This window comes from Pseudomonas sp. QC2 (genome assembly GCF_002859085.1).
Lineage (GTDB): Bacteria > Pseudomonadota > Gammaproteobacteria > Pseudomonadales > Pseudomonadaceae > Aquipseudomonas > Aquipseudomonas petroselini.
Map to the genome: position 1 here is coordinate 221,174 of NZ_PKKS01000008.1, position 21,039 is coordinate 242,212.

The following is a 21,039-nucleotide window of genomic DNA, read 5'->3' on the forward strand; positions in this document are numbered from 1 at the left end:
TCCTTGTAGTGCGCGGTGGCGGCCGGGCGACCGCCACCGTTTAAACGGCGGGGGCGATCAGTACCACTGCTTGAAGCGGCGGATGTAGATCGTCTTCATCAGTTGGGCCACGCAGCAGTAGCTGACCAGGGTGCCTGCCAGCCATGGGAAGTACGCCAGCGGCAGCGGTTGCAGGCCCACCAGAGTGCCCAGCGGCGAGAACGGCACGTAGATCCCCAGTACGATCACCACGCAGGTCATCATCAACACCGGCCACGCGGCGGTGCTCTGGAAGAACGGGATCTTGCGGGTGCGCAGCATGTGCACCACCAGGGTTTGCGAGAGCAGGCCCTCGATAAACCAGCCGGACTGGAACAGGGTCTGCATTTCCACGCTATTGGCCGCGAACACGTACCACATCAGCGCAAAGGTGGTGATGTCGAAGATCGACGAGGTCGGCCCGATCCAGATCATGAAGCGACCTATGTTTTTCGCATCCCACTTGCGCGGCTTGGCCAGGTATTCCTTGTCCATCTTGTCCCACGGCAGGGCCAGTTGGGAGATGTCGTACATCAGGTTCTGCAGCAGCAGGTGGATCGACAGCATCGGCAGGAACGGAATGAACGCACTGGCCACCAGCACCGAGAACACGTTGCCGAAGTTGGAGCTGGCGGTCATGTTCAGGTACTTCATGATATTGCCGAAGGTTTCGCGGCCCTTGAGCACGCCTTCTTCCAGCACCATCAGGCTCTTTTCCAGCAGGATGATGTCGGCCGATTCCTTGGCAATGTCCGTCCCACTGTCGACCGAGATACCCACGTCGGCATCGCGCAGCGCTGGCGCATCGTTGATGCCGTCACCGAGGAAGCCCACTGTGTGGCCGTTGGCTTGCAGCGCCTTGAGCACCCGCGACTTCTGCAGCGGCGTGAGCTTGGCGAACACCGTGCGTTCTTCCACGCGGCGCAGCAGGGTGGCGTCGTCCATCGCTTCAATTTCAGCCCCCAGCAGCGGTTGGCCGGGTTCCAGGCCGACCTGGCGGCAGATCTTGCTGGTGACCACGGCGTTGTCGCCGGTCAGTACCTTGACCGCCACACCGATCTGTTGCAGTGCCGCAATCGCCGGGCCAGCGGTTTCCTTCGGTGGATCGAGGAAGGTCAGGAAGCCCTGGATCACCAGGTTGCGCTCATCGGCGGTGGTGTATTGCTGGCGTGCCATTGATTTAGGGATGTGACGGCTGGCCACCACCAGCACACGGAAACCGTCTTCGTTGTAGTCGTTGGCAAGCGCCAATAACACTTCACGGCGACGCTCATCCAGCGGCACGGCTTTACCGGCTTCCATCACATGCGTGGAAATGCTCAGCATCTCTTCCACGGCGCCTTTGCACACCAACAGCTGGTCGTCGGCGGCATCCTTGACCACGATCGACAGGCGACGGCGGACGAAGTCGAAGGGCAATTCATCGACCTTGCTGTACGCGAACGGCACCTGGAACTTCGGGTTCTGCTCGGCAAACTGCACCACCGCCTGGTCCATCAGGTTCTTCATGCCGCTCTGGTGATAGCTGTTGAGCCAGGCCAGGGACAGCACCGCCTCATCTCGCTGGCCGAAAGCGTTGACGTGATGTTCGAGGATGATCTTGTCCTGGGTCAGGGTGCCGGTCTTGTCGGTGCACAGCACGTCCATCGAACCGAAGTTCTGGATCGCGTTGAGGCGCTTGACCACCACTTTGCGCTTGGCCATGGCGGTGGCGCCCTTGGCCAGGTTGGCGCTGACGATCATCGGCAGCATTTCCGGGGTAAGGCCGACCGCAACCGCCAAGGCAAACAGAAAGGCATCGCCCCAGTCGCCCTTGGAGAAACCGTTGAGGAAGAACACGATCGGCACCATTACCAACATGAAGCGGATCAGCAACCAACTGACGCTGTTCACCCCACGGTCGAAGGCGGTTTGCACCCGCGAGCCGACAATCGCCTTGGCCAGGGAGCCAAAGTAGGTGCGCGGCCCGGTCGCGACCACCACGGCTTTGGCGCGGCCGCTGACCACGTTGGTGCCCATGAAGCAGATGTTGGGCAGGTCCAGCAGGTTGCCTTGGTCGGCGGTCACCGGCCCGGCGGATTTCTGCGTGACATCGCCAAGGGTGTCGTACTTCTCCACCGGCAAGGCTTCGCCGGTCAACACGGCCTGGCTGATGAACAGGTCGCGGGATTCGATCAAGCGGATATCGGCCGGGATCATGTCGCCGGCCGACAGTTGCACGATATCGCCAGCCACCAGCTCGCGCATCGGTATTTCGCGCAAGGTCGGTTGGGCGCCCACTTGCTCACGGCGCAGCACGGTGGCTGTGGTGCGCACCATGGCTTTCAGGGCTTCGGCGGATTTGGCCGAGCGGTGTTCCTGCCAGAAGCGCAACAGGCTGCTGAGCAGCACCATGGTCATGATAATGATGACTTTGGTGGGGTCCGCGTCTTCGCCGTCCTGCATCGGCAGCCAGCAATCGGTGAAGAAGCTGATGCCACCCAGGGTCAGCAGCACGTAGATGAACGGGTTGTTCAGTGCCTGCAGGAACTGGACGATGGCGTGAGGCGGCTTGTCGTGGGCGACTTCGTTGTGGCCTTCCCGTTGCAGGCGGGCGGTTGCATCCAACTCGGTCAAGCCGTCTTGGGTGGCACGCACGTTCGCGAGGGTGGCCGACAGCCCGTTGTGGGCTTCGCGGGCGGCACGCATCGACAGTTTGATGTCAGCGGCGGTGCTGGTTTTTTTGTTCAATGGGACGTTTTTTACGGCGCTCATGGTGTGTGCTCCTGTCGCCAACTTTTCGACAAAACATACCCGGTACTTACCTGAATACAGGCGAGCGAAAGCATGCCGAGTCGCTAACTTCGCGATCGGTTTAAATGAGGTGCTTACATAACTTCTACTGGCGCGTTAGTTAACGAGCGCGCAGCGGACTACAACTGGAATGGTTCATAAAGAACTCCAGGGTTTAATCAGGAAACGGCTGTTTCAGTGGGGTTGAATGGCGCGAGCGCTCAGCAAAAACCCAGGCTGAAAACCTTCGGTCTCTGTGGGTCTTGGGGGGAGGGTGCGACACCGGTCGTGCGCTGCGGGAGAAACACCACGCAGGTAACACAATGCTTGGCGCGCAGGGCTGCGGCCAGTGTAGATGGATCGGGCAAAGCATGGGTTTTGAAGGTCATAACACACCTCGGGACCGGACGGGCGACCGGCGAGGCAGTTACGGTGGAGCATCGAGCTCTAGCGCAGCTTACCGGACCGGGAAGCGAGTCCTGTCATATTCTGGGTTTGGCGCCCGATGCCCGCTGATGCGGTGCTCGGACAGCGACTAGATACTGTGTCCATTGGCTTCTTTTGTGAGGTTTAAAAAAGGCCCAAGTTGCGGGCACGGGCAATCTACTCAGACGGTTACAAAATGTCAACGCATGATTAATTAAATGATCCGCTGTTCAGAGTTCATTCAGACAAGAGGCGTTCGAAAGTGAGTGCATATATAACTTCATATACCCAGTGCCGCGAGAACTGACAGATAGATCAGTACTATCCCGCAAGTGCCATAACTGATGCGTTGCCACAACGGTGATGCGTTCTTGCGCAGCAGGTTGACCAGCGCTGCGATCAGAAAACACGACAGCACCGACGCCAGCATGAACCCGGCGAAAAACATCAGCGTCTGCCCGTGGCTCGGCGTGGCACCGACGATGCCCGACAGCGCACTGCCCAGCGCGCCCCAGTAGACAATATTCTTCGGGTTGGCCAGGGAAATCGCCGCGCCCACGGCCAGCGCATTTTGCCGGGTGGTGGTGGGGGCATCGTCTGGTTCTGGCAGTTTCCACGCATCGATCAGGCTACGGACGCCCAGCCAGGCCAGGTACAGCGCGCAGACAACGGTCAACGGCACGCGCACCGCGTCATGCTGGATCAACAGGGCGATTCCGGTCAGGCCGATCACCGCCCACACTGCGTCGCCGACCAGGGAGCCGAACTGCACCAGCAGCGCCGGGGTGAACCCGTGGAGTAAGCCACGGCGCAAAGTCTCCGCCAGCACCGCGCCGGGCGACAGGCAAAACACAAAACCGAATATCAGCGCGTAGAAAAAGATCGTCAGCATGCCCGCATTCCTTCAAGAGAGGGGGGCAGTTTGGCGATAAGCAGGGACGCTGTCTTGGACCAGATTGCGCTGTCAGCGCTTCAACACGCTTTGATAGCGACCGGGTGTGATGCCGTAGGCGGCGCGGAAGTGCCGATTGAGATGGCTTTGGTCGGCAAACCCGAGGTCGTGGGCGATGTCGGATACCGCCACGCCTGCCCGCAACAGGCCCTTGGCCCGACGGGTGCGTAACTGCATGGCCCACTGACGCGGGCTCAGCCCGGTTTCTTTCTGGAACGTGCGCAGCAGGTGGAACTTGGTCAACCCCAGTTCATTGCTAAGCTGCTCCAAGGGCAATGTTTGATGCAGGTGTTCGGCGAGCAATGCCTGGGCGCGGCTGATCAGGTGTTTGCCTGGGGCGGCGCTGCCCGCGAGGCGCACGCCACTGAGGCTGACCACCTCACCGAGCAACAGGACCAAGGCGTCTTCGTTCAGTTCGCGGGCCCGCGCCTCATCGCTCAATGCGCTTCGTACGGTCTGCGCCAGTCGCCGGGCGAGGTCCGGCTGAACACACAGCGAGCGATCGAACTCCACGTGTGCCAGCCCGAGGTCGGCGGCCAATTGGTCGGCGTTGACGTACAGGCTCACAAACTGCCACGGCGCGCCATTCGCTGCACCCCCGCCCTGGATCTGCCCAGGGTTGTACAAGGTAATCGACCCCGGCCCGGCGTCGAATTCCCGGCGGTCCAGCCAGACCTTTTCCTCGCCGACCAGGTTCACGCCGATCACGCATTCATCATGACTGTGGCGGGCAAAGGTCAGGCCGGTGCAGACGGTGCTGCTGATTTCGTAGGGGCCCAGCCAGGCGTGTTGCACGGCGTTCATCGATTCGACTCGGGCAAGGGCAGGGTGGTCATGGTTCCTCCGGTTACAGCAGTGCAATGCGCGCGAGTTCAGCGTTGCGTTCCGCAGGGCTGAGGCGGTCAAATGGCACGGCAAAAAACGCCCGGCAGCGCGTGGCAATGATCGCCAGGGTGGCGTCGAATGCAGCTTGCACACTCGCTTCATCACCGAGCACATCCGAAGGGTCTTCCAAGCCCCAATGCGCCTTCATGGCGGGCCCGAAGTACACCGGGCAGGCTTCGCCGGCCGCCTTGTCGCACACGGTGATCACCACATCCGGCGGGCTGTCTGCAAAGGCCTCGTTACCCTTGCTGTAGAGGCCCTTGGTGCTGATGCCCGCGGCCTGTAGCGTACTCAGGCTACGCGGCAGAACCTGGCCCTTGGGAAAGCTGCCGGAGCTGGTTGCCTCAAAACCCGGCGGCGCCAGGTGGTTGAACACCGCTTCGGACAAGATGCTGCGGCAACTGTTGGCGGTGCACATGAACAGGACTTTCATTGCGGTATCTCCGTCAGACACTCAGGCGCACGGCGAGGGCGGCAAGGGTGATCAACAACACCGGCAACGTCAGTACGATGCCGACCTTGAAGTAGTAGCCCCAGGTGATGGTGATGCCCTTACGCGCAAGAATATGCAGCCACAGCAACGTGGCCAAGCTGCCGATCGGGGTGATTTTCGGGCCCAGGTCGCTGCCGATGACATTGGCGTAGATCATCGCGTCCTTGACCACGCCCACGGCATGGCTGGACTCGATGGACAGCGCGCCGATCAACACCGTCGGCAAGTTGTTCATCGCCGAGGACAGCAGCGCCGTCAGCACCCCTGTGCCCATGGCTGCGCCCCACACGCCGTAAGTGGCAAAGGTGTCGAGCCAGGTCGCCAGGTAGGTGGTGAGGCCGGCGTTACGCAAGCCGTACACCACCAGGTACATCCCGAGCGAAAAGATTACGATCTGCCACGGTGCTTCCTTCAGCACTTTGCGTGTGGAGATCTTGTGGCCCTTGGCGGCGATCACCAGCAGGAGCACGGCGCAGACGGCGGAAATCGCGCTGATGGGAATGCCCAGCGGTTCCAGGGCGAAGCAACCGACCAGCAGGATGCCCAGCACCCACCAGCCGGCGCGGAAGGTGGCGCGGTCGTGGACGGCGCTGGCGGGGTCTTCGAGGTCGGCTGGGTCGTAGGTCTGGGGGATATCGCGACGGAAGAACCACAGCAACACCGCCAGCGTAGCTGCGACGCTGACAAAGTTGACCGGTACCATCACCGCCGCGTATTCGTTGAAGCCGATCTTGAAATAGTCCGCCGAGACGATATTGACCAGGTTCGACACCACCAGCGGCAGGCTTGCGGTGTCGGCGATAAAGCCTGCGCCCATGACGAATGCCAGGGTCGCTGCCGGGGAGAAGCGCAGGGCCAACAGCATCGACATCACGATCGGCGTAAGGATCAGCGCCGCGCCGTCATTGGCGAACAGGGCCGACACCAGCGCGCCGAGCAACACCATATAAGCAAACAGGCGTCGGCCGCGGCCACGGCCCCAGCGCGCGACGTGCAAGGCGGTCCAGGCAAAGAAGCCGGCCTCGTCCAGCAACAGGCTGATGATGATCAACGCGACAAAGGTCCCGGTGGCGTTCCAGATGATGTGCCACACCACCGGGATGTCGGCCAGGCTGATCACGCCAGAGGCCAGGGCCAGGATGGCGCCCATTGTTGCACTCCAGCCGACGCCCAAGCCCTTGGGCTGCCAGATGACCAGTACGATGGTGAAGATGAAAATGCCAATTGCGACAAGCATGGGTTAACGCTCCGATGGCTCAGCAGGTGCTGCTGGCGCGCTGTGGTAGGTGGTGCAGAGCATGGATCAGTTCGCGGACGCAAAGTTCGCATGCCAGAGGGTTCGATAGCGGCATGGCTGAAGTATCGGTCAAATGCTGTATCAATTGATATGGATCAAATCCCTTGAAATCCGCCACAAGTGTTTGAAATTAAAATGAAACATGAATGTCCTAAAGTGCCTCCCCATTGCTGATGAAGGAAGACCCCGCGTGACCCGTGCCACTCGCAACCTGCGCAAGACCCTGGATTCCGTCGCGGATAATAACGAAACCGCGGCGTTCGACTTGATGCGCGCGGTCGAAAAACTCGGCGATGAAGTGCTGCGCCAGCGCCTGCTCAATACCATTCACCGGCTCAACCAGGACGCCCACGAATTGCGCGAAGCACGCGACTCGGTGGAGCAAGTGTCTGTCAGGCTCGCCTGAGCAAGATCGTTCAAGACAAGTCCCTTGTTGCGCTGGCATGCTTGTCGACTGTCTGTTGATGAGCCGTTTCCATGCCTACCGCCTTACCTCATTACGCCTTCGCTCGCGGCGCAATCGCCGTGATTCCGCTGTCCCTGGCCTGTGCGCCGTGGGGGCTGCTCGCCGGTTCCATGGCCATTGATGCGCAGTTCAGCCCATTGGAAGCCCAAGGCTTGTCCGCCATCGTGTTTGCCGGCGCTGCGCAACTGGTCGCTATCGGCATGGTCAAGAGCGGCGCCAGCCTGATTTCCATTGTGCTGACCACCTTGCTGCTCACCTCCCAGCATTTGCTCTACGGCATGCACTTGCGCCCGATCCTGTCGCCCCTCAACACCCGCTGGCGCATGAGCCTGGGCTTTCTGCTCACCGATGAATTCTTCGCCCTGGTCAGCCACTACGACCGCGAGACGTTCAATCGCTGGTACGCCCTGGGCGTGGGCCTGACGTTTTATATCGCCTGGAATCTGTTCACCCTGGCCGGCATCGTGCTCGGTAAAAGCATTCCCGGCCTCGATCAACTGGGCCTGGAGTTTTCCATCGCTGCGACGTTTATCGCGTTGATTACGCCGGTGGTGCGTGACATCCCCACGGTGGTCTGCGTGGCGGTGTCGCTGCTGTTTTCGGTGTGGCTGAGTTTCCTGCAGTGGGAGTCGGCGGTGGTGGTGTCCGGCGTGCTGGGCATGAGCGCAGGGTATGCCTGCAAGCGACTGGGAGTGGGGCAGCGATGATCTACATCATGATTGTGGCGATGGGCCTGGTGGTCTTCCTCAACCGTTACCTGTTTATCGAACCGCGCCTGCCGGTGCGTCTCAACCGCGGTGCGCGGGAGTTTCTCGGGTTTGCGGTGCCGGGAATGCTCACGGCGATTTGCGGACCGATCATCTTTCTCGCCGACCACCAGCTTAACCTGAGCCCGGCCAACCCTTATTTGCTGGCGGGTATCAGCGCGGTGGCGTTGATGTTCTGGACGCGTAACGTGCTGATGACCGTGCTGCTGAGCATGACGTTGTTCTACCTGTTCCGCTGGTTGCTCTGACAACCACCCAGCGAAAAAAAAGCCCGCGGGAGAGCGGGCAGAAGGGATACTTCTAAAAATGAGCGTGGCCACTATAGGCCGCGTTTTCCGTCTTTACAGTGAAACAAAGTTCATGCATCCGGCAGTCCGGCGCGCGGCAATGGTACAGTCGCGTTTTTTCCAACGGAGCAATGGCATGCACAAGGTGGTAATTGGCGCACTGGTACTGGCGGCCCTGGCCGGTTGCGCGGGTTCGAAGATGAAAGAGGCGCGTGCAGGCACGCCCTACAAGACCCTGGCTTCGGACAAGGCCACCCTGGTAGTTGCCGAATGCGTCCAGTTCGGCTGGCAGGACGAAAGCGTCTTCGGCGTTGACGCCGGTGGCTTCAAGGAGCCGATCGGCGCGGGCGGTTTTACCGTCTACACCACCGCGGGTGATTACTTCGCCGACGTGCAAAGCGCGGGTACCGGTTCGACCATCAACTACTACGCCGCACAAGACAACATGCCGGCCAAGCGTCGTTTGGCCGCACTCGCGACCTGCCTGTAGGCGAATGCCTTAGTCGTTTTAGGAAATGCCTGGCACGACAGCCGCGAGGCATTAGCTTATGATTCACCGGCTCGCCCGACATGATGGCTCTTTACCAGTACACGGACGTCGAGGCCTAAACGTCGGGCGAGCATCTTCTTTTTTCAGCGCGGCATGTAACCCAGGTGCCAACGGCGCGGGATTTTCAGCGAGATCAGCCCCAGCAACCCCGCCAGTACGCCGCTGACCAGCAGCGCCTTCAGGCCCAGCTGCTGCTCCAACAGCGCGCCAATGACTGCCCCCACGAACATCCCGCCCCACGGGATCAACTGCACACGCCAGCCACTGCGGCGCTCCCCCAGCAGCCAGCGTCCCAGCCCGCGACCAAAGCGGGAAAGCGCGCCGGTGACGTAAGTCAGCCCTACCGGCAGCCCGTTGACCTCTTCCACAGCGGCATTGAGCATGCCCATCGCGACGATCGCCGCCAGCAGCGCGGGCAACGTATCGGCGAACGGCAGGAATGCCGCACCGCATAACAGGGCGGCAATACACAACAGCAAGGGCAACGCATGGCGGCGGCTCAGCCGGCTGACCACTACCCCCAAGGCGTTGCCGACGATAAATGTCGCAACCAGCAACAACAGGCGCCCGGTCAGGCCAAGCTCTCCCGCGCTGATTGCCACCGCCAGGCGCGTGGTATTGCCGCTCATGAACGAAACAAAGTCGCCGCTTGCCATGAAACCGATGGCATCGGTCATGCCCGCCAGTACCGACAGGCTGGCCACCAGCATCAGCCCGACCCGACCACGCCAGCGCTGTCGATGGGCAAGTGCAGCGTTGGCGTAGGGCTTGCGGGGCGAAGGCAGCATAGGACCGGGTTCCTCGGTGAGATTATACGGCCACTACCGTAGGACGCTTTCAGCGCGTATGCAATGACCTCAAACACACTGCAGGGACCAACCCGTGCGATGCCAGTCGAGGTAATGCGTCGGCCTGATCGTTTGCACAAACGCCGGGTCATGGGACACCACAATGATTGCCCCGGTAAACCCCTGCAGCGCCTGCTCAACCGCCGTCACCGATTCCAGGTCCAGGTGGTTGGTCGGCTCGTCCAGCAACAGCAGCTGCGCGGGCTCCTCGCGCCACAGGGCAATGGCCATGGCTGCCTTTAATCGTTCGCCACCACTGAGCTGCCCGACCGGCTGGGTCACCCGCAAGGCATCCAGTTGCAGCAAAGCCAGGCGCGTGCGCAATGGGGCTTCGGCCAGTGGCGTGTCGAGCAGGTTGAGCTGTTCAACGATGGAGCCTTGATCGTCCAGCAGTGCGAGGTGTTGATCAATGTAGGCAGTGGGCACCGTCACCCGGCACTCCCCGCTCACCGCCCGCCATGCTCCCGCCAATACCTTGAGCAGTGTGGACTTGCCACAGCCGTTGGGCCCACGCACCGCGACGCGCACCGGGCCGGCGAGTTGGACGTTGAGGCGGCTCGACGGCAGCCAAGGCAATTCTAGGTCTATCAGGGACACCACCTGGCGACCGCCGGGCACTGCGGAAGCGGGCAACGCCAACAGCGTCGGCGTTTCCTCCATGACCCGTTCGTAGGCCTCGCGCACCTGAGCATCCAGGTCATGTTTGCGCTGCTCGTGCGCGCTGCGCAGGGTGTGGACGATTTCCGTGGCGGCGCCTTTCCAGCGTGCCTGGGTGAATCGGTCGACGTTGGCGGTCTCGGCGTGTTTGCGTGAGCGAGCGGCATTGCGCTGCAGGCTGTCATGATCTTTTTGCAGGCGCCGACGTTCGCGGCTGCGCGCCAGGCGGGCGTGTTCCAGTGCGCAGACGGCGGCCTGTTGTTCGGCATTGCGCTGGTGCCGATAGGCATCGTAGTTGCCGCCATACACGTGGACGCCGAGGGGCGACAGTTCAACGATGCGTGCCATGGTGTTGAGCAATTGTCGATCATGACTGACCACCACCAGGCCGCCGCGCCACTCACTGAGCTGGCGCAGCAGCCATGCACGGCCATCGCTGTCGAGGTGGTTGGTGGGCTCGTCGAGCACCAGCAGGTGTGGCGCAGCCAATAGCGCGCCGATAACCGCAATCCGTGCCAACTGACCGCCGCTGAGTGTATCGGCCGGGGTGTCGACACCAAGCGCTTCCAGGCCCGCTGCATCCAGGGCGTTGCGCAAGCGTTCGGCCAGGTCCCAACGGTCGTCGATCAACTCAAGATCATCGACCTGCGCCGTGCCTTGGGCCATGCGCCCAAGGGCTGACAAGATCGCGGTGGTGCCGGTGAGGTCGGCAATGCTCGCGCCTGGCGCAACCACGGGGTTCTGCGCCACATAAACCACAGTAGCCGTACCATTGCGGGTGCCGGAGGAGGGCGACAGCAGCCCGGCGATCACGTGGGCCAGGACGCTCTTACCGCATCCGTTGCGCCCCACAATGCCGGTGGGGGTGTGATCGATGGACAGGCTCAGGTCGTCCAGCAAGGTCTCGCCATTGGCGAACTGGACACTCAGGTGTTGCAGGGAAACAAGCGCGGGCAGCCGGTTGACGTCAGTCATCAGCACCTCCAAAAAATGTCGGACAGGCCAACAAGCGCGCCAGGCGGCTTGTTGCAGATACATTTTGGAAGGCTTAGTGGTTCACGTCGGCGATCGTCCTGCGAATCAGAAGGGAGGCAAAGCCTAACCCGCCTTGGCTTTTTTCGGCAAGTCCGCCGCCAGTTGTTCAAGGAACATCGCCAAGGCGACCTCTTCGGCCTTGAGCCCTTTGCGCAGTCGCGGCTTAGGCAGCTTGGAGAGTTCGCCCAGGCTGAAATGCTCCAGTACGGCGGGGTGGATGTAGCACTTGCGGCACACCGCCGGGGTGTTGCCCAACTGCTTGGCGACGTCCTTGACCATCGCCACGACGTGTCGCTTGGCATCGGACTCAGGCTGCCACTCCAATTCCCGCAACACCGCCAGCGCCATGGCCGTGCCGGCCCAGGTGCGGTAGTCCTTGGCGGTGAAGTCCGCACCGGTGAGGCTGTGCAGGTATTCATTCACGTCCTGGGAGCTGACAGTGTGCCGCTCGCCGTCTTCGTCCAGGTACTGGAACAGGTTCTGCCCCGGCAATTCCAGGCAGCGCTTGACCACCGTGGCCAGGCGCCGATCCTTGACGCTGATCTGATGCTCCACGCCACTCTTGCCGCGAAACTGGAACTGGATCTCGCTGCCTTTCACATCCACGTGGCGGGTGCGCAGGGTGGTCAGCCCGTAGGATTTGTTGTCCCGCGCATATTGGGTATTGCCGACGCGGATCAGCGTAGCGTCCAACAGCATCACCACGGTGGCCAAGACTTTTTCGCGAGTGAAACCGGGCTCGGCGATTTTCGCTTCCAATTGTTTGCGTAATGTCGGCAGGGCATTGCCGAATTCCTGCAGCCGAGCGTACTTGTCGCTGTCGCGCACTTCACGCCAACGCGCGTGATAGCGGTACTGCTTACGCCCGCGTGCATCGCGGCCGGTGGCTTGCAGGTGGCCGCGCGGGTCGGCGCAGATCCACACATCGGTGTAGGCCGGTGGGACCGCCAGGGCGTTGAGGCGCTTGATCTCATCGGCGTCGGTGATGCGTACGCCCTTGGGGTCGAAATACTGGAACTTGCCGCGCACCGTCTTGCGACGGATGCCAGGCTGGGTGTCGTCAACGTAATGCAGGTCGCGGGGCAGCGCAGAGTCGGACATGGGACGGGTTCCTTGGCAACAAATCAGGCCGGTATGTCTGATTGACCGCAGCCGTATGCGGTCGTGCCAAAAGGTTGTTTACGCCAGCACGGCGACCGCCTTGATCTGCGCCCACAGCGTCTGGCCGGGGTGCAATTGCAGTTGGTCGCGGGAGAAGCGCGTGATGCGCGCCAGCAACGGCGTGCCCCCCGCGTCCAGGCGCACCAGCACGTGCGCGCTGTTGTCCGCCGAGATCTCCTGAATGACCGTCACCGGCAAGCGGTTGAGGATGCTGCTGTGTTCCTCGGCCTGCAGGCTCAGGCTGACATCACGCGCCTGCACCTTGATGCGCAGCGCTTTGCCCACGGCCAGCGGTGCATGGGCCACACGCATGTGCAGGGCGCTGGCGGGCAGCTGCAGGGTGAGCAACTGGTAGTGATCGTCGTAGGCGTTGACCGTGCCGTTGATCACCACACCTGCGTCGTCGCCCAACGCCAGGGGCAGGTCCAGCCGCGCCAGGGTTTCGCCGATGGGGCCGCTGGCCAAGGCCTTGCCGTCGCTGAGCAACACGATGTGATCGGCCAGGCGCGCCACCTCATCCTGAGCATGGCTGACATACAGTACCGGGATGTCCAGCTCATCGTGCAGGCGTTCGAGGTACGGCAGGATCTCGCCTTTGCGCTGGCTGTCGAGGGCGGCCAGTGGCTCGTCCATCAACAGCAGGCTTGGGCTGGTGAGCAACGCGCGGGCGATGCCGATGCGTTGGCGTTCACCGCCGGAGAGGTGCTGGGGATGGCGGTCAAGCAGGTGACCGATGCCCAGCAACTCGGTGGCCTGGGCCATGTCCACACGGCGCTGCTGCCGAGGAATGCGCTTGAGGCCGAACGCCAAGTTGTCCCGCACCGACAGATGCGCAAACAGGCTGGCCTCCTGAAACACGTAACCTAGCGCGCGCTTATGCGGGGGGACAAACCGCCCGTTGCGGCTGTCTTGCCAGACTTCATCGTTAATCTGGATAAAACCGTCTCCGGCGCGCTCCAGTCCGGCGATACAGCGCAGGCACGTGGTCTTGCCGGAGCCGGAATGCCCATACAGCGCGGTCACCCCGCGGCCGGGCAGGTGCAGGTCGACGTCGAGGGCAAAGCCCGAATACTGGAGGTGCAGGCGTACATCAATCATCGACATCAGCTCCAGCCCATCTTGGTTTTACGGCTGGAATAGAGCGCCAGCAACACCAGGAACGCGAACACCACCATGGCGCCGGCCAGCCAATGGGCCTGGGCATATTCCATGGCTTCCACGTGGTCGTAGATCTGTACGGACACCACCCGGGTCTTGTCCGGGATATTGCCGCCGATCATCAGCACCATGCCGAATTCACCGACGGTGTGCGCGAAACCGAGGATCGAAGCGGTGATGAAACCTGGACGCGCCAGGGGCAGGATCACGCTAAAAAACGTATCCCAGGGATTGGCGCGCAAGGTAGCCGCCACTTCCAGCGGGCGCGTGCCGATGGCGGAGAAGGCGTTTTGCAACGGCTGCACCACAAACGGCATGGAATAGATCACCGAGCCGATGACCAGCCCGGCGAAGCTGAAGGTGAGAGTGCCCAGGCCCAGCCACTGGGTGAACTGGCCGAAATAGCCATTGGGGCCCATGGTCAACAGCAGGTAGAAGCCGATCACCGTCGGTGGCAACACCAACGGCAAGGCGACGACGGCGCCGATGGGGCCGCGCCACCAGGAGCGGGTGCGCGACAGCCACAGGGCAATCGGAGTGCCGATAACCAGCAGGATCACGGTGGTCAGTGACGCCAGCTTGATGGTCAGCCAGATAGCGGAAAAATCGGCACTCGATAACGGCATTTACTTGGCCAGCTCGTAACCGTAGGACTTGATGACGGCAGCGGCTTTAGGCCCCTTGAGGTACTCAACCAGTGCCTTGGCAGCCGCGCTGTCCTTGCCCTTGTTGAGGATCACTGCGTCCTGTTTGATCGGGTCATGCATCGCGGCTGGAACAATCCAGGCCGAACCGCTGGTGACTTTGCCGTCTTTGTAGATCTGCGACAAGGCGACAAAACCCAGCTCGGCGTTGCCGGTGGACACGAACTGATAGGCCTGGGTGATGTTCTGGCCTTCAACGAGCTTGTCTTTGACCTTCTCGGTCAGACCTTCCTTGGCCAACACCTGGGTGGCGGCGAGGCCGTAGGGTGCGGCTTTGGGGTTGGCGATGGAGAGGTGCCGGAATTCGTTTTTCTTCAGCACGTCACCTTTGGCGTCCACGTAGCCTTCTTTGGCCGACCACAGCGCGAGGGTGCCGACGGCGTAGGTGAAGCGTGAGCCCTTGACAGTGTCGCCTTCGGTTTCGAGTTTTTGCGGCGTGGTGTCGTCGGCGCTCAGGAACACTTCGAAGGGCGCGCCGTTCTTGATCTGGGTGTAGAACTGGCCGGTGGCACCGTAGGCGGCGACCAACTTGTGGCCGGTGTCTTTCTCGAAGTCGGCGGCAATCGCCTGGATCGGTGCGGTGAAGTTGGCGGCCACGGCCACCTGGACTTCATCGGCCTGCGCCGAACCGAAGGCGAGGGCAGCGACCAGGACGGCCAAGCGTGAGGCGTGAATCTTCATGAAGCAGCTCCTTTGAATCTGTACGGCTTGTTATAGGGAGAAGGCCTTACCGCTATGTATGGGAATATATAGCGGTTGGCCATTGCCGGTACAGTGCAAAGTTGCCACAGGTGAAGGTTCTAGTTGAGCTTGGCCAACGCCTGCTCCGCCAGTTCGCGGGTCAGCTCATACGTGGTGATGTCTTTGCCCAGGCGCAGGGCCTGGCCGGACCACAGGTTACTGAAGCCGGCCTCATCCTTGGCCTTGAGCGGTATCAGCGCACCGCCGGAGGTCGGGAAGGCCGGCGCGGCCGGGTTGATCGCACCGAGCTCACGCATGACCCGGTTGACGATGCCGCGTGCCGGGCGACCGGTGAACAGGTTGGTCAGCGCGGTTTCGCTGGCCTGGGCGTGCCGCAGTGCGTGATGGTGGGACGCGGTGACATTGGCTTCGGGGGTAAACAGGTACGCCGTACCAATCTGCACCGCCGAGGCGCCCAGGGCGAATGCCGCGACAATCCCACGTGCATCACCGATGCCGCCGGCGGCAATCACCGGCACGCTGACGGCGTCGACCACTTGCGGCACCAGGGCGAACAAGCCGATCTGGGTGTTGAGGTCATCGCTGAGAAACAAGCCACGATGCCCACCCGCTTCACTGCCCATGGCGATGATTGCATCGCAGCCGTGCTGTTCCAGCCAGAGGGCTTCTTCGACGGTGGTGGCCGAGGACAGCACTTTCGCACCCGTGGCTTTTACTCGGTCCAACAGGGATTTTTCCGGCAGGCCAAAGTGGAAACTGACCACCTCTGGGCGAAACTCTTCAACCACCTGGCAAGCCGCTTCGTTGAACGGTTCGCGGTTGGAGACCGGGGTTGGCGCGTCATAGTCGGCACCCAATTCGCGGTAGTAGGGCTCCAGCAACGCCTTCCAGTGTTGATCACGCGCTGCATCGGGCGCGGGTGGTTGGTGGCAGAAGAAATTGACGTTGATCGGCCGTGCGCCGGCCTGGCGGATAGTGCTCAGCGCGTCGCGCAGTTGCTCGATGCTCAGCGCGGCCGCCGGTAATGAACCCAGCGCACCCGCAGCGTTGGCGGCGATGACCATGGCCGTGGTGGTGCCGACGGCCATGGGGGCCTGGATGATCGGCACGTCGATGCCCAGCAGGTCGAGAATTCGGGTGTCTGGCCAGGTGCTCATGGAATGCGTCTCCAGCGTCAGTGAGGCTTTTCGCTGTTGTAACAGGGCCATTGGCACCCGGCCAGTCTGTTTTATTCACTGGACGAACGTGTGCGTTCGTGGTGCGCCATCAGTTGATGGCGTTGCCCAGTACCGTGTGAATCCGCTCGGCGATATGCGCCGCATGGGTTTCCAGGGCGAAGTGGCCGGTGTCCAGCAGTTCCACCACCGCGTTGGGGTTGTCGGTTTTATAGGCGTGCGCACCTGGCGGGATGAAGAACGGATCGTTCTGGCCCCAGATCACCAGTGTCGGCACTTGCGTGGCGTTAAAGAAGGCCTGGAATGCCGGGTAGAGCGTCAGGTTATTACGGTAGTCGAGGAACAGGTCCAGCTGGATCTCGTCGTTGCCGGGGCGCTGCATGAGCAGTACGTCGAGCATGTAGGCTTCGGGCGCCACCCGCTCGGGCTGATTCACACCATGCAGGTACTGGTAGCGCGTGCCTTCGAGGCTGATCACGGCGTTGCGGATCACTTCACGGTTGGCTTGGCTCGGCTCGGCCCAGTAGGTACGAATCGGCGCCCAGGCATCGCCCAAGCCTTCCAGGTAGGCGTTGCCATTTTGCGACACCAACGCGCTGACCCGTTCCGGGTGCGCCACCGCCAGGCGCAGACCGACCGGCGCACCGTAATCGAAGACGTATAGGGCGTAGCGGCTCAACGCCAACGCCTCGACAAAATGCCCCACCGTGATCGCCAGGTTATCGAAACTGTAGAGGTAATCGCGTTCGGCCGGCACCTCGCTAAACCCGAAACCCGGCAAATCCGGGGCGATCACCCGGAATCGCGTGGCGAGTAAAGGGATCAGGTCGCGGAACATATGCGACGAACTGGGGAAGCCATGCAGCAACAACATGACCGGGGCCGACGGAGCACCGGCCTCACGGTAGAACATGCGTACGCCGTCGACATCAACGTGACGGTAATGGATGACGGGGGCTGGAGTGGTCATGAGGTCTGTACCTTAGTAACTAGATTAAATTGATTTACGGGTTACCGTTTTTAAAAACTGCGCCTGAATAGGTAACCTGTCAAACGTTTTATTCAGGTTATAAAATCATTTTCTGTAACTACCCTTGAGAAGAAATACAGGTTACGATCCGCAGATGCTCAAGAGGATCCGCCATGACCACCCACGTACTTCCGGAACCCTATGTCCTTGCCGATGACCCGGTACTGGACATGCTCAATACCCGCGCCAATGTCGACGGTGAGCCCTTTGAGTTCTGGCAGGCCGACGCCGATGTCGAGCGCTGGCTGGTGCGCTTGGGCTGGGTGGAAGAGGGCGAGGTGCCGGCGTTTGACGCGGGGGCTTTACTGGCGACGGCCAGGACGCTGCGGGAAGTGATTCGAGTGTTGCTTGAGGCACGCAAGGCGGGCGAGCAGGCCGACCCCGCCGCGCTCAATGGTTTTTTGCGCAAGGCGGTCAGCCATCCGCAGCTCAGCTGGCCGGCGCCGGGTGAAGTGCACCTGGTGCGTCAACGCAAACGACAAACGCCGGAGCAGTTTCTTTCACCGATTGCCGAAGCGGCTGCCGCCTTGCTGGTGGACGCAGATTTCAACTTGATCCGCACCTGCGAGCATCCCGACTGCGTGTTGTGGTTCTACGACCGTACCAAGGCGCATAAGCGTCGTTGGTGCAGCATGGCGTTGTGTGGCAACCGTCATAAAGTCGCCGAGTTTCGCAAGCGCAAGCTGGGTTAGGCCTCGCTTTCACGCGCCAGCAATTGCTGCTTGCGCTCCACGCCCCAGCGGTAGCCGGAGAGCTCGCCATTACTGCGTACTACGCGGTGACAGGGGATTGCCACCGCGATACTGTTTGCACCACAGGCCTGGGCCACGGCGCGGAAGGACTTTGGCGCGCCGATGCGCTCAGCGATCTGCGCGTAGCTGGCTGTGCTCCCCGGAGGAATCTCACGCAAGGCTTGCCACACCCGCTCCTGAAACGCCGTGCCGCGCAGGTCCAGCGGCAGGTCCAGGCCGAGCGCGGGCGCTTCGATAAACCCCACGACCTGTGCGACCAACTGTTCGAAGCGCGGGTCGGCGCCGACCAGCTCGGCCTTGGGAAACTGATCCTGCAGGTCGCGCACCAGTTGGTCCGGGTCATCCCCCAGCAGAATCGCGCACACGCCACGGGCGCTTTGTGCCACCAGGATCGCACCCAGCGAGCACTGCCCGACGGCAAACAGAATCGCGTTGTTAGTGCCACCGGCCTTGTAGTCACTGGGCGTCATGCCGAGCAATTGATTGGCCGATTCATAAAAACGGCTGTTGGAATTGAAACCTGCGTCATACAGCGCATCCGTCACCGAGTGCGAGCCCTTGAGGCCATCGCGCACTTTGCGTGAACGATGGGCACTGGCGTAGCCCTTGGGGGTCAGGCCGGTGATGGCTTTGAACACGCGATGAAAATGGAAGGGGCTCAGTTTGGCGTGCGTGGCCAGCGTGTTCAGGCTGGGCGGGGTGTCGGACTGTTCGATATGGCGGCAGGCGTCGGCCACCAGTTGCGCATGGTGCGCCGCAAGCTGGGTCTGGTCCCCGGCCGCGCGCTTGCTGGCGCGATAACCCGCGGCTTCGGCCTGTGCCGGGGTGTCGAAGAATTCGATATTTTCCGGGCGCGGCAAGCGCGAAGCGCTGCTGGGGCGGCAGTACACGCCGGTGGTCTTCACGCCGTAGACGAACAACGCATCGGCCTTGGGGTCGCGGGCGAGAATGGCTGCCCAGCGCGGATCTTGTTCGATACTCATGGTCGGCACTCTTGACGGTTCCTGGCCAGATTAGTCATGCCGTGAACCCATGGCACTCTGAAGCTTGCGGTCAAATCAGCCGGCGGTGCGAAAGGTCAGGTTGATGCGTTGCGGCCCCATGACCGGGTGCACGCCATCCTTGATCGGCATCACGCCGTGAAAACGCAGGCGGTCCACACCGCCCCAGACCACCACGTCGCCATGGAACAGCGAGACTTTCTGAGCCTTGGCACTGCGCTCATGCCCGCCAAACAGAAAAATCGCCGGTAACCCCAGCGACACCGACACCACCGGTTCGCTGTAGCGGCGCTCGTTCTTGTCCTGGTGCAGGGACATCTTTGCACCCGGAACATAACGGTTGATCAGGCAGGCGTCGGGGGCAAAGTCGACAAAGCCGGCGTCTGCCGCCGCCAGCACAGCCAATTGCCGCAAGGTGTCCGGCATGTGCGGCCAGGGCTGCTGGGTGCGCGGGTCGAGTGGTGAGTAGAGGTAACCGGAAGTGTCGGTGGTCCAGCCCAGGTCGCCGCAGCTGCTTAATGCGGCCGACATAGTGAAGCCACCGGGTGTGACCATTTGCCGGAACGGTGATTGAGCCAGCACCTGCCGTAACTCCGGCAGAAGGCGCTCAATCCAGGGCAGGGCGTAGCCCCTTAGCACGTAGGACTGTTCGCCAATTTGTTCGCGCCCAGCGGGTTGCTGCAAGGCGTCATCGGCGAACAGGTCAGCGGTGGGGCCGGGCATCGGCTTACAGCGCCTTGCTCACATTGATGTCGGTGATTTCATCACTGGCATCGTGAATCTTCGCCAGGGCTTGCTTGGCTTCTTCGACGCTGTTGGTCTGCAGTTGAGCGAACTCAAAGCGGCGTTCGCCGTTGAGCTTGTACTTGATCACGTATTTGGTGGTGGCAGTCACGGCTATTTCCTTTGGATGGCGGATCAGCTCAGCTTGGAGCTGGTACGACGCACAATGCGGATCTTGTGGGACAGCGCGGGTTTGCGGGTCACGCTGATGGCGCGGCGCGTGACGACGTCCAGGGTAATGTTCCAGAAACCGGTGCTCGGCGCGGTGATTTTGGCTGGGAATTTGTCAAATGCGCCACCGTGGTAAGTGTGGCGGCCGCCGTTCTTGAAGCTGCGAAAATTCGCATCGCTCATCAGACGAATATTACAAGTCTGCGAGCATTCGATGACAACAATGTCTCCCTCGTTGAGGTGCTCGCGCTGGTGGATGAATTTCATTGGGGGTGTCTCCAGAAGGGCTTTTTCTGAAAAATCAGAACGATACGTAGGTTAAGATGGAGTTTATCAGCCCCAGCGCGTTTATTATCGGCCCGTCTTCAACGACGTCGACAATTTAAAACAGTTATTTACCGAGTTATCAGGGATAAATCCTACGTGGGCGGGAGAAAAATACCATCCCCGCTGTCGTAGGGTCTTTATCGGAGGTTTTATATGAAGTGGAGTGTGTTGGTTCTGGCCCTGGCGATTGGTGGGTGTGCTTCGGTTGCAGATATCAAGCAGACCCCGCCGACCTTGGCGGTCATTTCCGGGAAGAAACCTCAGGAATACGCCGCGTGTGTGGTGCAGAAACTGTCGGCGACCCGCCGGCCGCCGCAGATCGAACCGCATAAGGACGGTGGCGTGCAGGTGATCGTGCCGCAAAAGTTTTCAGCCGACCCATCGGCGATTTTTGAAATTGATGAACGTTCCAGCGGTAGCAGCATCAAGCTCTACGAGAGCATGTCCAATGTGCCGATCCGTCCGGGTGACGTGAAAAAGGCTGGCGAAGAGTGCATTTCCGGCTGATACAGCGCGCTTCACCCGCGACTCGAATCCGATAAAAGAGCCTGGCCCCGCACGCGTGGGGCCGGGCTTTTTTTATGACACGTTTTGAGTGTTGTCGCGACGGGCTCATTCCCCT

At 61.4% G+C, this 21,039-nt stretch carries 23 protein-coding genes; 6 read left to right on the forward strand and 17 right to left on the reverse strand.

Annotation, left to right across the window (positions count from 1 at the left end; genetic code table 11):
- Nucleotides 1-57: 57 nt before the first annotated feature.
- The 5 genes from mgtA to QCBJ_RS07770 all read right to left on the reverse strand — a co-directional run bounded on the left by mgtA (nt 58) and on the right by QCBJ_RS07770 (nt 6,783).
- Nucleotides 58-2,772 carry a magnesium-translocating P-type ATPase gene (gene mgtA, locus QCBJ_RS07750; protein ID WP_102060465.1) on the reverse strand — a complete coding sequence of 905 codons (2,715 nt, stop codon included), beginning with the start codon at nt 2,770-2,772 and terminating at the stop codon, nt 58-60.
- 724 nt (nt 2,773-3,496) lie between these two features.
- Nucleotides 3,497-4,108 carry a LysE family transporter gene (locus tag QCBJ_RS07755; protein ID WP_012724141.1) on the reverse strand — a complete coding sequence of 204 codons (612 nt, stop codon included), beginning with the start codon at nt 4,106-4,108 and terminating at the stop codon, nt 3,497-3,499.
- Between the two features lie 72 nt (nt 4,109-4,180).
- Nucleotides 4,181-4,972: an AraC family transcriptional regulator gene (locus QCBJ_RS07760; RefSeq protein ID WP_102060466.1), complete on the reverse strand. Its 792-nt coding sequence runs from the start codon at nt 4,970-4,972 to the stop codon at nt 4,181-4,183.
- A gap of 43 nt (nt 4,973-5,015) precedes the next feature.
- Nucleotides 5,016-5,486: an arsenate reductase ArsC gene (locus tag QCBJ_RS07765; RefSeq protein ID WP_102060467.1), complete on the reverse strand. Its 471-nt coding sequence runs from the start codon at nt 5,484-5,486 to the stop codon at nt 5,016-5,018.
- 13 nt (nt 5,487-5,499) lie between these two features.
- Nucleotides 5,500-6,783, reverse strand: coding sequence for an arsenic transporter (locus tag QCBJ_RS07770; RefSeq protein ID WP_012724144.1), 1,284 nt, complete (start codon nt 6,781-6,783; stop codon nt 5,500-5,502).
- Between the two features lie 250 nt (nt 6,784-7,033).
- Here QCBJ_RS07770 and QCBJ_RS07775 point away from each other — a divergent pair, with 250 nt between their 5' ends.
- The 4 genes from QCBJ_RS07775 to QCBJ_RS07790 all read left to right on the forward strand — a co-directional run bounded on the left by QCBJ_RS07775 (nt 7,034) and on the right by QCBJ_RS07790 (nt 8,853).
- Nucleotides 7,034-7,249, forward strand: coding sequence for a hypothetical protein (locus QCBJ_RS07775; RefSeq protein WP_043205333.1), 216 nt, complete (start codon nt 7,034-7,036; stop codon nt 7,247-7,249).
- A gap of 71 nt (nt 7,250-7,320) precedes the next feature.
- The gene (locus QCBJ_RS07780) at nt 7,321-8,016 is read left to right on the forward strand and encodes an AzlC family ABC transporter permease (protein ID WP_012724146.1); all 696 of its coding nucleotides are present in this window, start codon (nt 7,321-7,323) and stop codon (nt 8,014-8,016) included.
- Nucleotides 8,013-8,324 carry an AzlD domain-containing protein gene (locus QCBJ_RS07785; protein WP_012724147.1) on the forward strand — a complete coding sequence of 104 codons (312 nt, stop codon included), beginning with the start codon at nt 8,013-8,015 and terminating at the stop codon, nt 8,322-8,324. Before QCBJ_RS07780 ends, QCBJ_RS07785 begins: the two co-directional genes overlap by 4 nt.
- A 175-nt stretch (nt 8,325-8,499) precedes the next feature.
- A complete protein-coding gene (locus QCBJ_RS07790) occupies nt 8,500-8,853 on the forward strand; it encodes a hypothetical protein (RefSeq protein WP_043205334.1) in 354 nt (117 codons plus the stop codon).
- Nucleotides 8,854-8,996: 143 nt separating this feature from the next.
- On the opposite strand, the gene QCBJ_RS07795 is transcribed toward QCBJ_RS07790, so the two are convergent.
- From QCBJ_RS07795 to QCBJ_RS07830, 8 genes are all read right to left on the reverse strand, one after another.
- On the reverse strand, nt 8,997-9,701 hold the full coding sequence (locus QCBJ_RS07795) for a YoaK family protein (RefSeq protein WP_012724149.1): 705 nt from the start codon (nt 9,699-9,701) through the stop codon (nt 8,997-8,999).
- Nucleotides 9,702-9,770: 69 nt separating this feature from the next.
- A complete protein-coding gene (locus tag QCBJ_RS07800) occupies nt 9,771-11,393 on the reverse strand; it encodes an ABC-F family ATP-binding cassette domain-containing protein (protein WP_102060468.1) in 1,623 nt (540 codons plus the stop codon).
- A gap of 123 nt (nt 11,394-11,516) precedes the next feature.
- Nucleotides 11,517-12,554 carry a DNA topoisomerase IB gene (locus QCBJ_RS07805; protein ID WP_012724151.1) on the reverse strand — a complete coding sequence of 346 codons (1,038 nt, stop codon included), beginning with the start codon at nt 12,552-12,554 and terminating at the stop codon, nt 11,517-11,519.
- A gap of 78 nt (nt 12,555-12,632) precedes the next feature.
- Nucleotides 12,633-13,712: a molybdenum ABC transporter ATP-binding protein gene (gene modC / locus QCBJ_RS07810; RefSeq protein ID WP_102060577.1), complete on the reverse strand. Its 1,080-nt coding sequence runs from the start codon at nt 13,710-13,712 to the stop codon at nt 12,633-12,635.
- A 5-nt stretch (nt 13,713-13,717) separates the two neighbouring features.
- Nucleotides 13,718-14,398, reverse strand: a complete 681-nt coding sequence (gene modB / locus QCBJ_RS07815; protein WP_102060469.1) for a molybdate ABC transporter permease subunit — start codon at nt 14,396-14,398, stop codon at nt 13,718-13,720.
- Nucleotides 14,399-15,157, reverse strand: a complete 759-nt coding sequence (gene modA / locus QCBJ_RS07820; RefSeq protein ID WP_012724154.1) for a molybdate ABC transporter substrate-binding protein — start codon at nt 15,155-15,157, stop codon at nt 14,399-14,401.
- A gap of 119 nt (nt 15,158-15,276) precedes the next feature.
- Complete coding sequence (locus QCBJ_RS07825; protein WP_102060470.1) at nt 15,277-16,335, reverse strand: nitronate monooxygenase family protein; 1,059 nt, start codon at nt 16,333-16,335, stop codon at nt 15,277-15,279.
- 109 nt (nt 16,336-16,444) lie between these two features.
- On the reverse strand, nt 16,445-17,323 hold the full coding sequence (locus QCBJ_RS07830) for an alpha/beta fold hydrolase (RefSeq protein WP_102060471.1): 879 nt from the start codon (nt 17,321-17,323) through the stop codon (nt 16,445-16,447).
- Between the two features lie 173 nt (nt 17,324-17,496).
- On the opposite strand from QCBJ_RS07830, the gene QCBJ_RS07835 reads away from it, so the two are divergent.
- Nucleotides 17,497-18,075 carry an ABATE domain-containing protein gene (locus QCBJ_RS07835; RefSeq protein ID WP_046034194.1) on the forward strand — a complete coding sequence of 193 codons (579 nt, stop codon included), beginning with the start codon at nt 17,497-17,499 and terminating at the stop codon, nt 18,073-18,075.
- Here the strand turns inward: QCBJ_RS07835 and ada are convergent.
- From ada to QCBJ_RS07850, 4 genes are all read right to left on the reverse strand, one after another.
- Nucleotides 18,072-19,118, reverse strand: a complete 1,047-nt coding sequence (ada, locus tag QCBJ_RS07840) for a bifunctional DNA-binding transcriptional regulator/O6-methylguanine-DNA methyltransferase Ada (RefSeq protein ID WP_102060472.1) — start codon at nt 19,116-19,118, stop codon at nt 18,072-18,074. The genes QCBJ_RS07835 and ada overlap by 4 nt on opposite strands.
- Nucleotides 19,119-19,193: 75 nt before the next feature.
- Complete coding sequence (gene alkB, locus QCBJ_RS07845; RefSeq protein WP_102060473.1) at nt 19,194-19,859, reverse strand: DNA oxidative demethylase AlkB; 666 nt, start codon at nt 19,857-19,859, stop codon at nt 19,194-19,196.
- Between the two features lie 4 nt (nt 19,860-19,863).
- A complete protein-coding gene (locus tag QCBJ_RS30185; RefSeq protein ID WP_012724160.1) occupies nt 19,864-20,031 on the reverse strand; it encodes a hypothetical protein in 168 nt (55 codons plus the stop codon).
- A 23-nt stretch (nt 20,032-20,054) separates the two neighbouring features.
- Complete coding sequence (locus QCBJ_RS07850) at nt 20,055-20,357, reverse strand: DUF1883 domain-containing protein (RefSeq protein WP_003191319.1); 303 nt, start codon at nt 20,355-20,357, stop codon at nt 20,055-20,057.
- Nucleotides 20,358-20,570: 213 nt separating this feature from the next.
- Between QCBJ_RS07850 and QCBJ_RS07855 the strand changes: the two genes are divergently transcribed.
- Nucleotides 20,571-20,924 (forward strand): hypothetical protein, encoded by a 354-nt coding sequence (locus QCBJ_RS07855; protein WP_012724161.1) that lies wholly within the window; start codon nt 20,571-20,573, stop codon nt 20,922-20,924.
- The last annotated feature ends 115 nt before the right edge of the window (nt 20,925-21,039 follow it).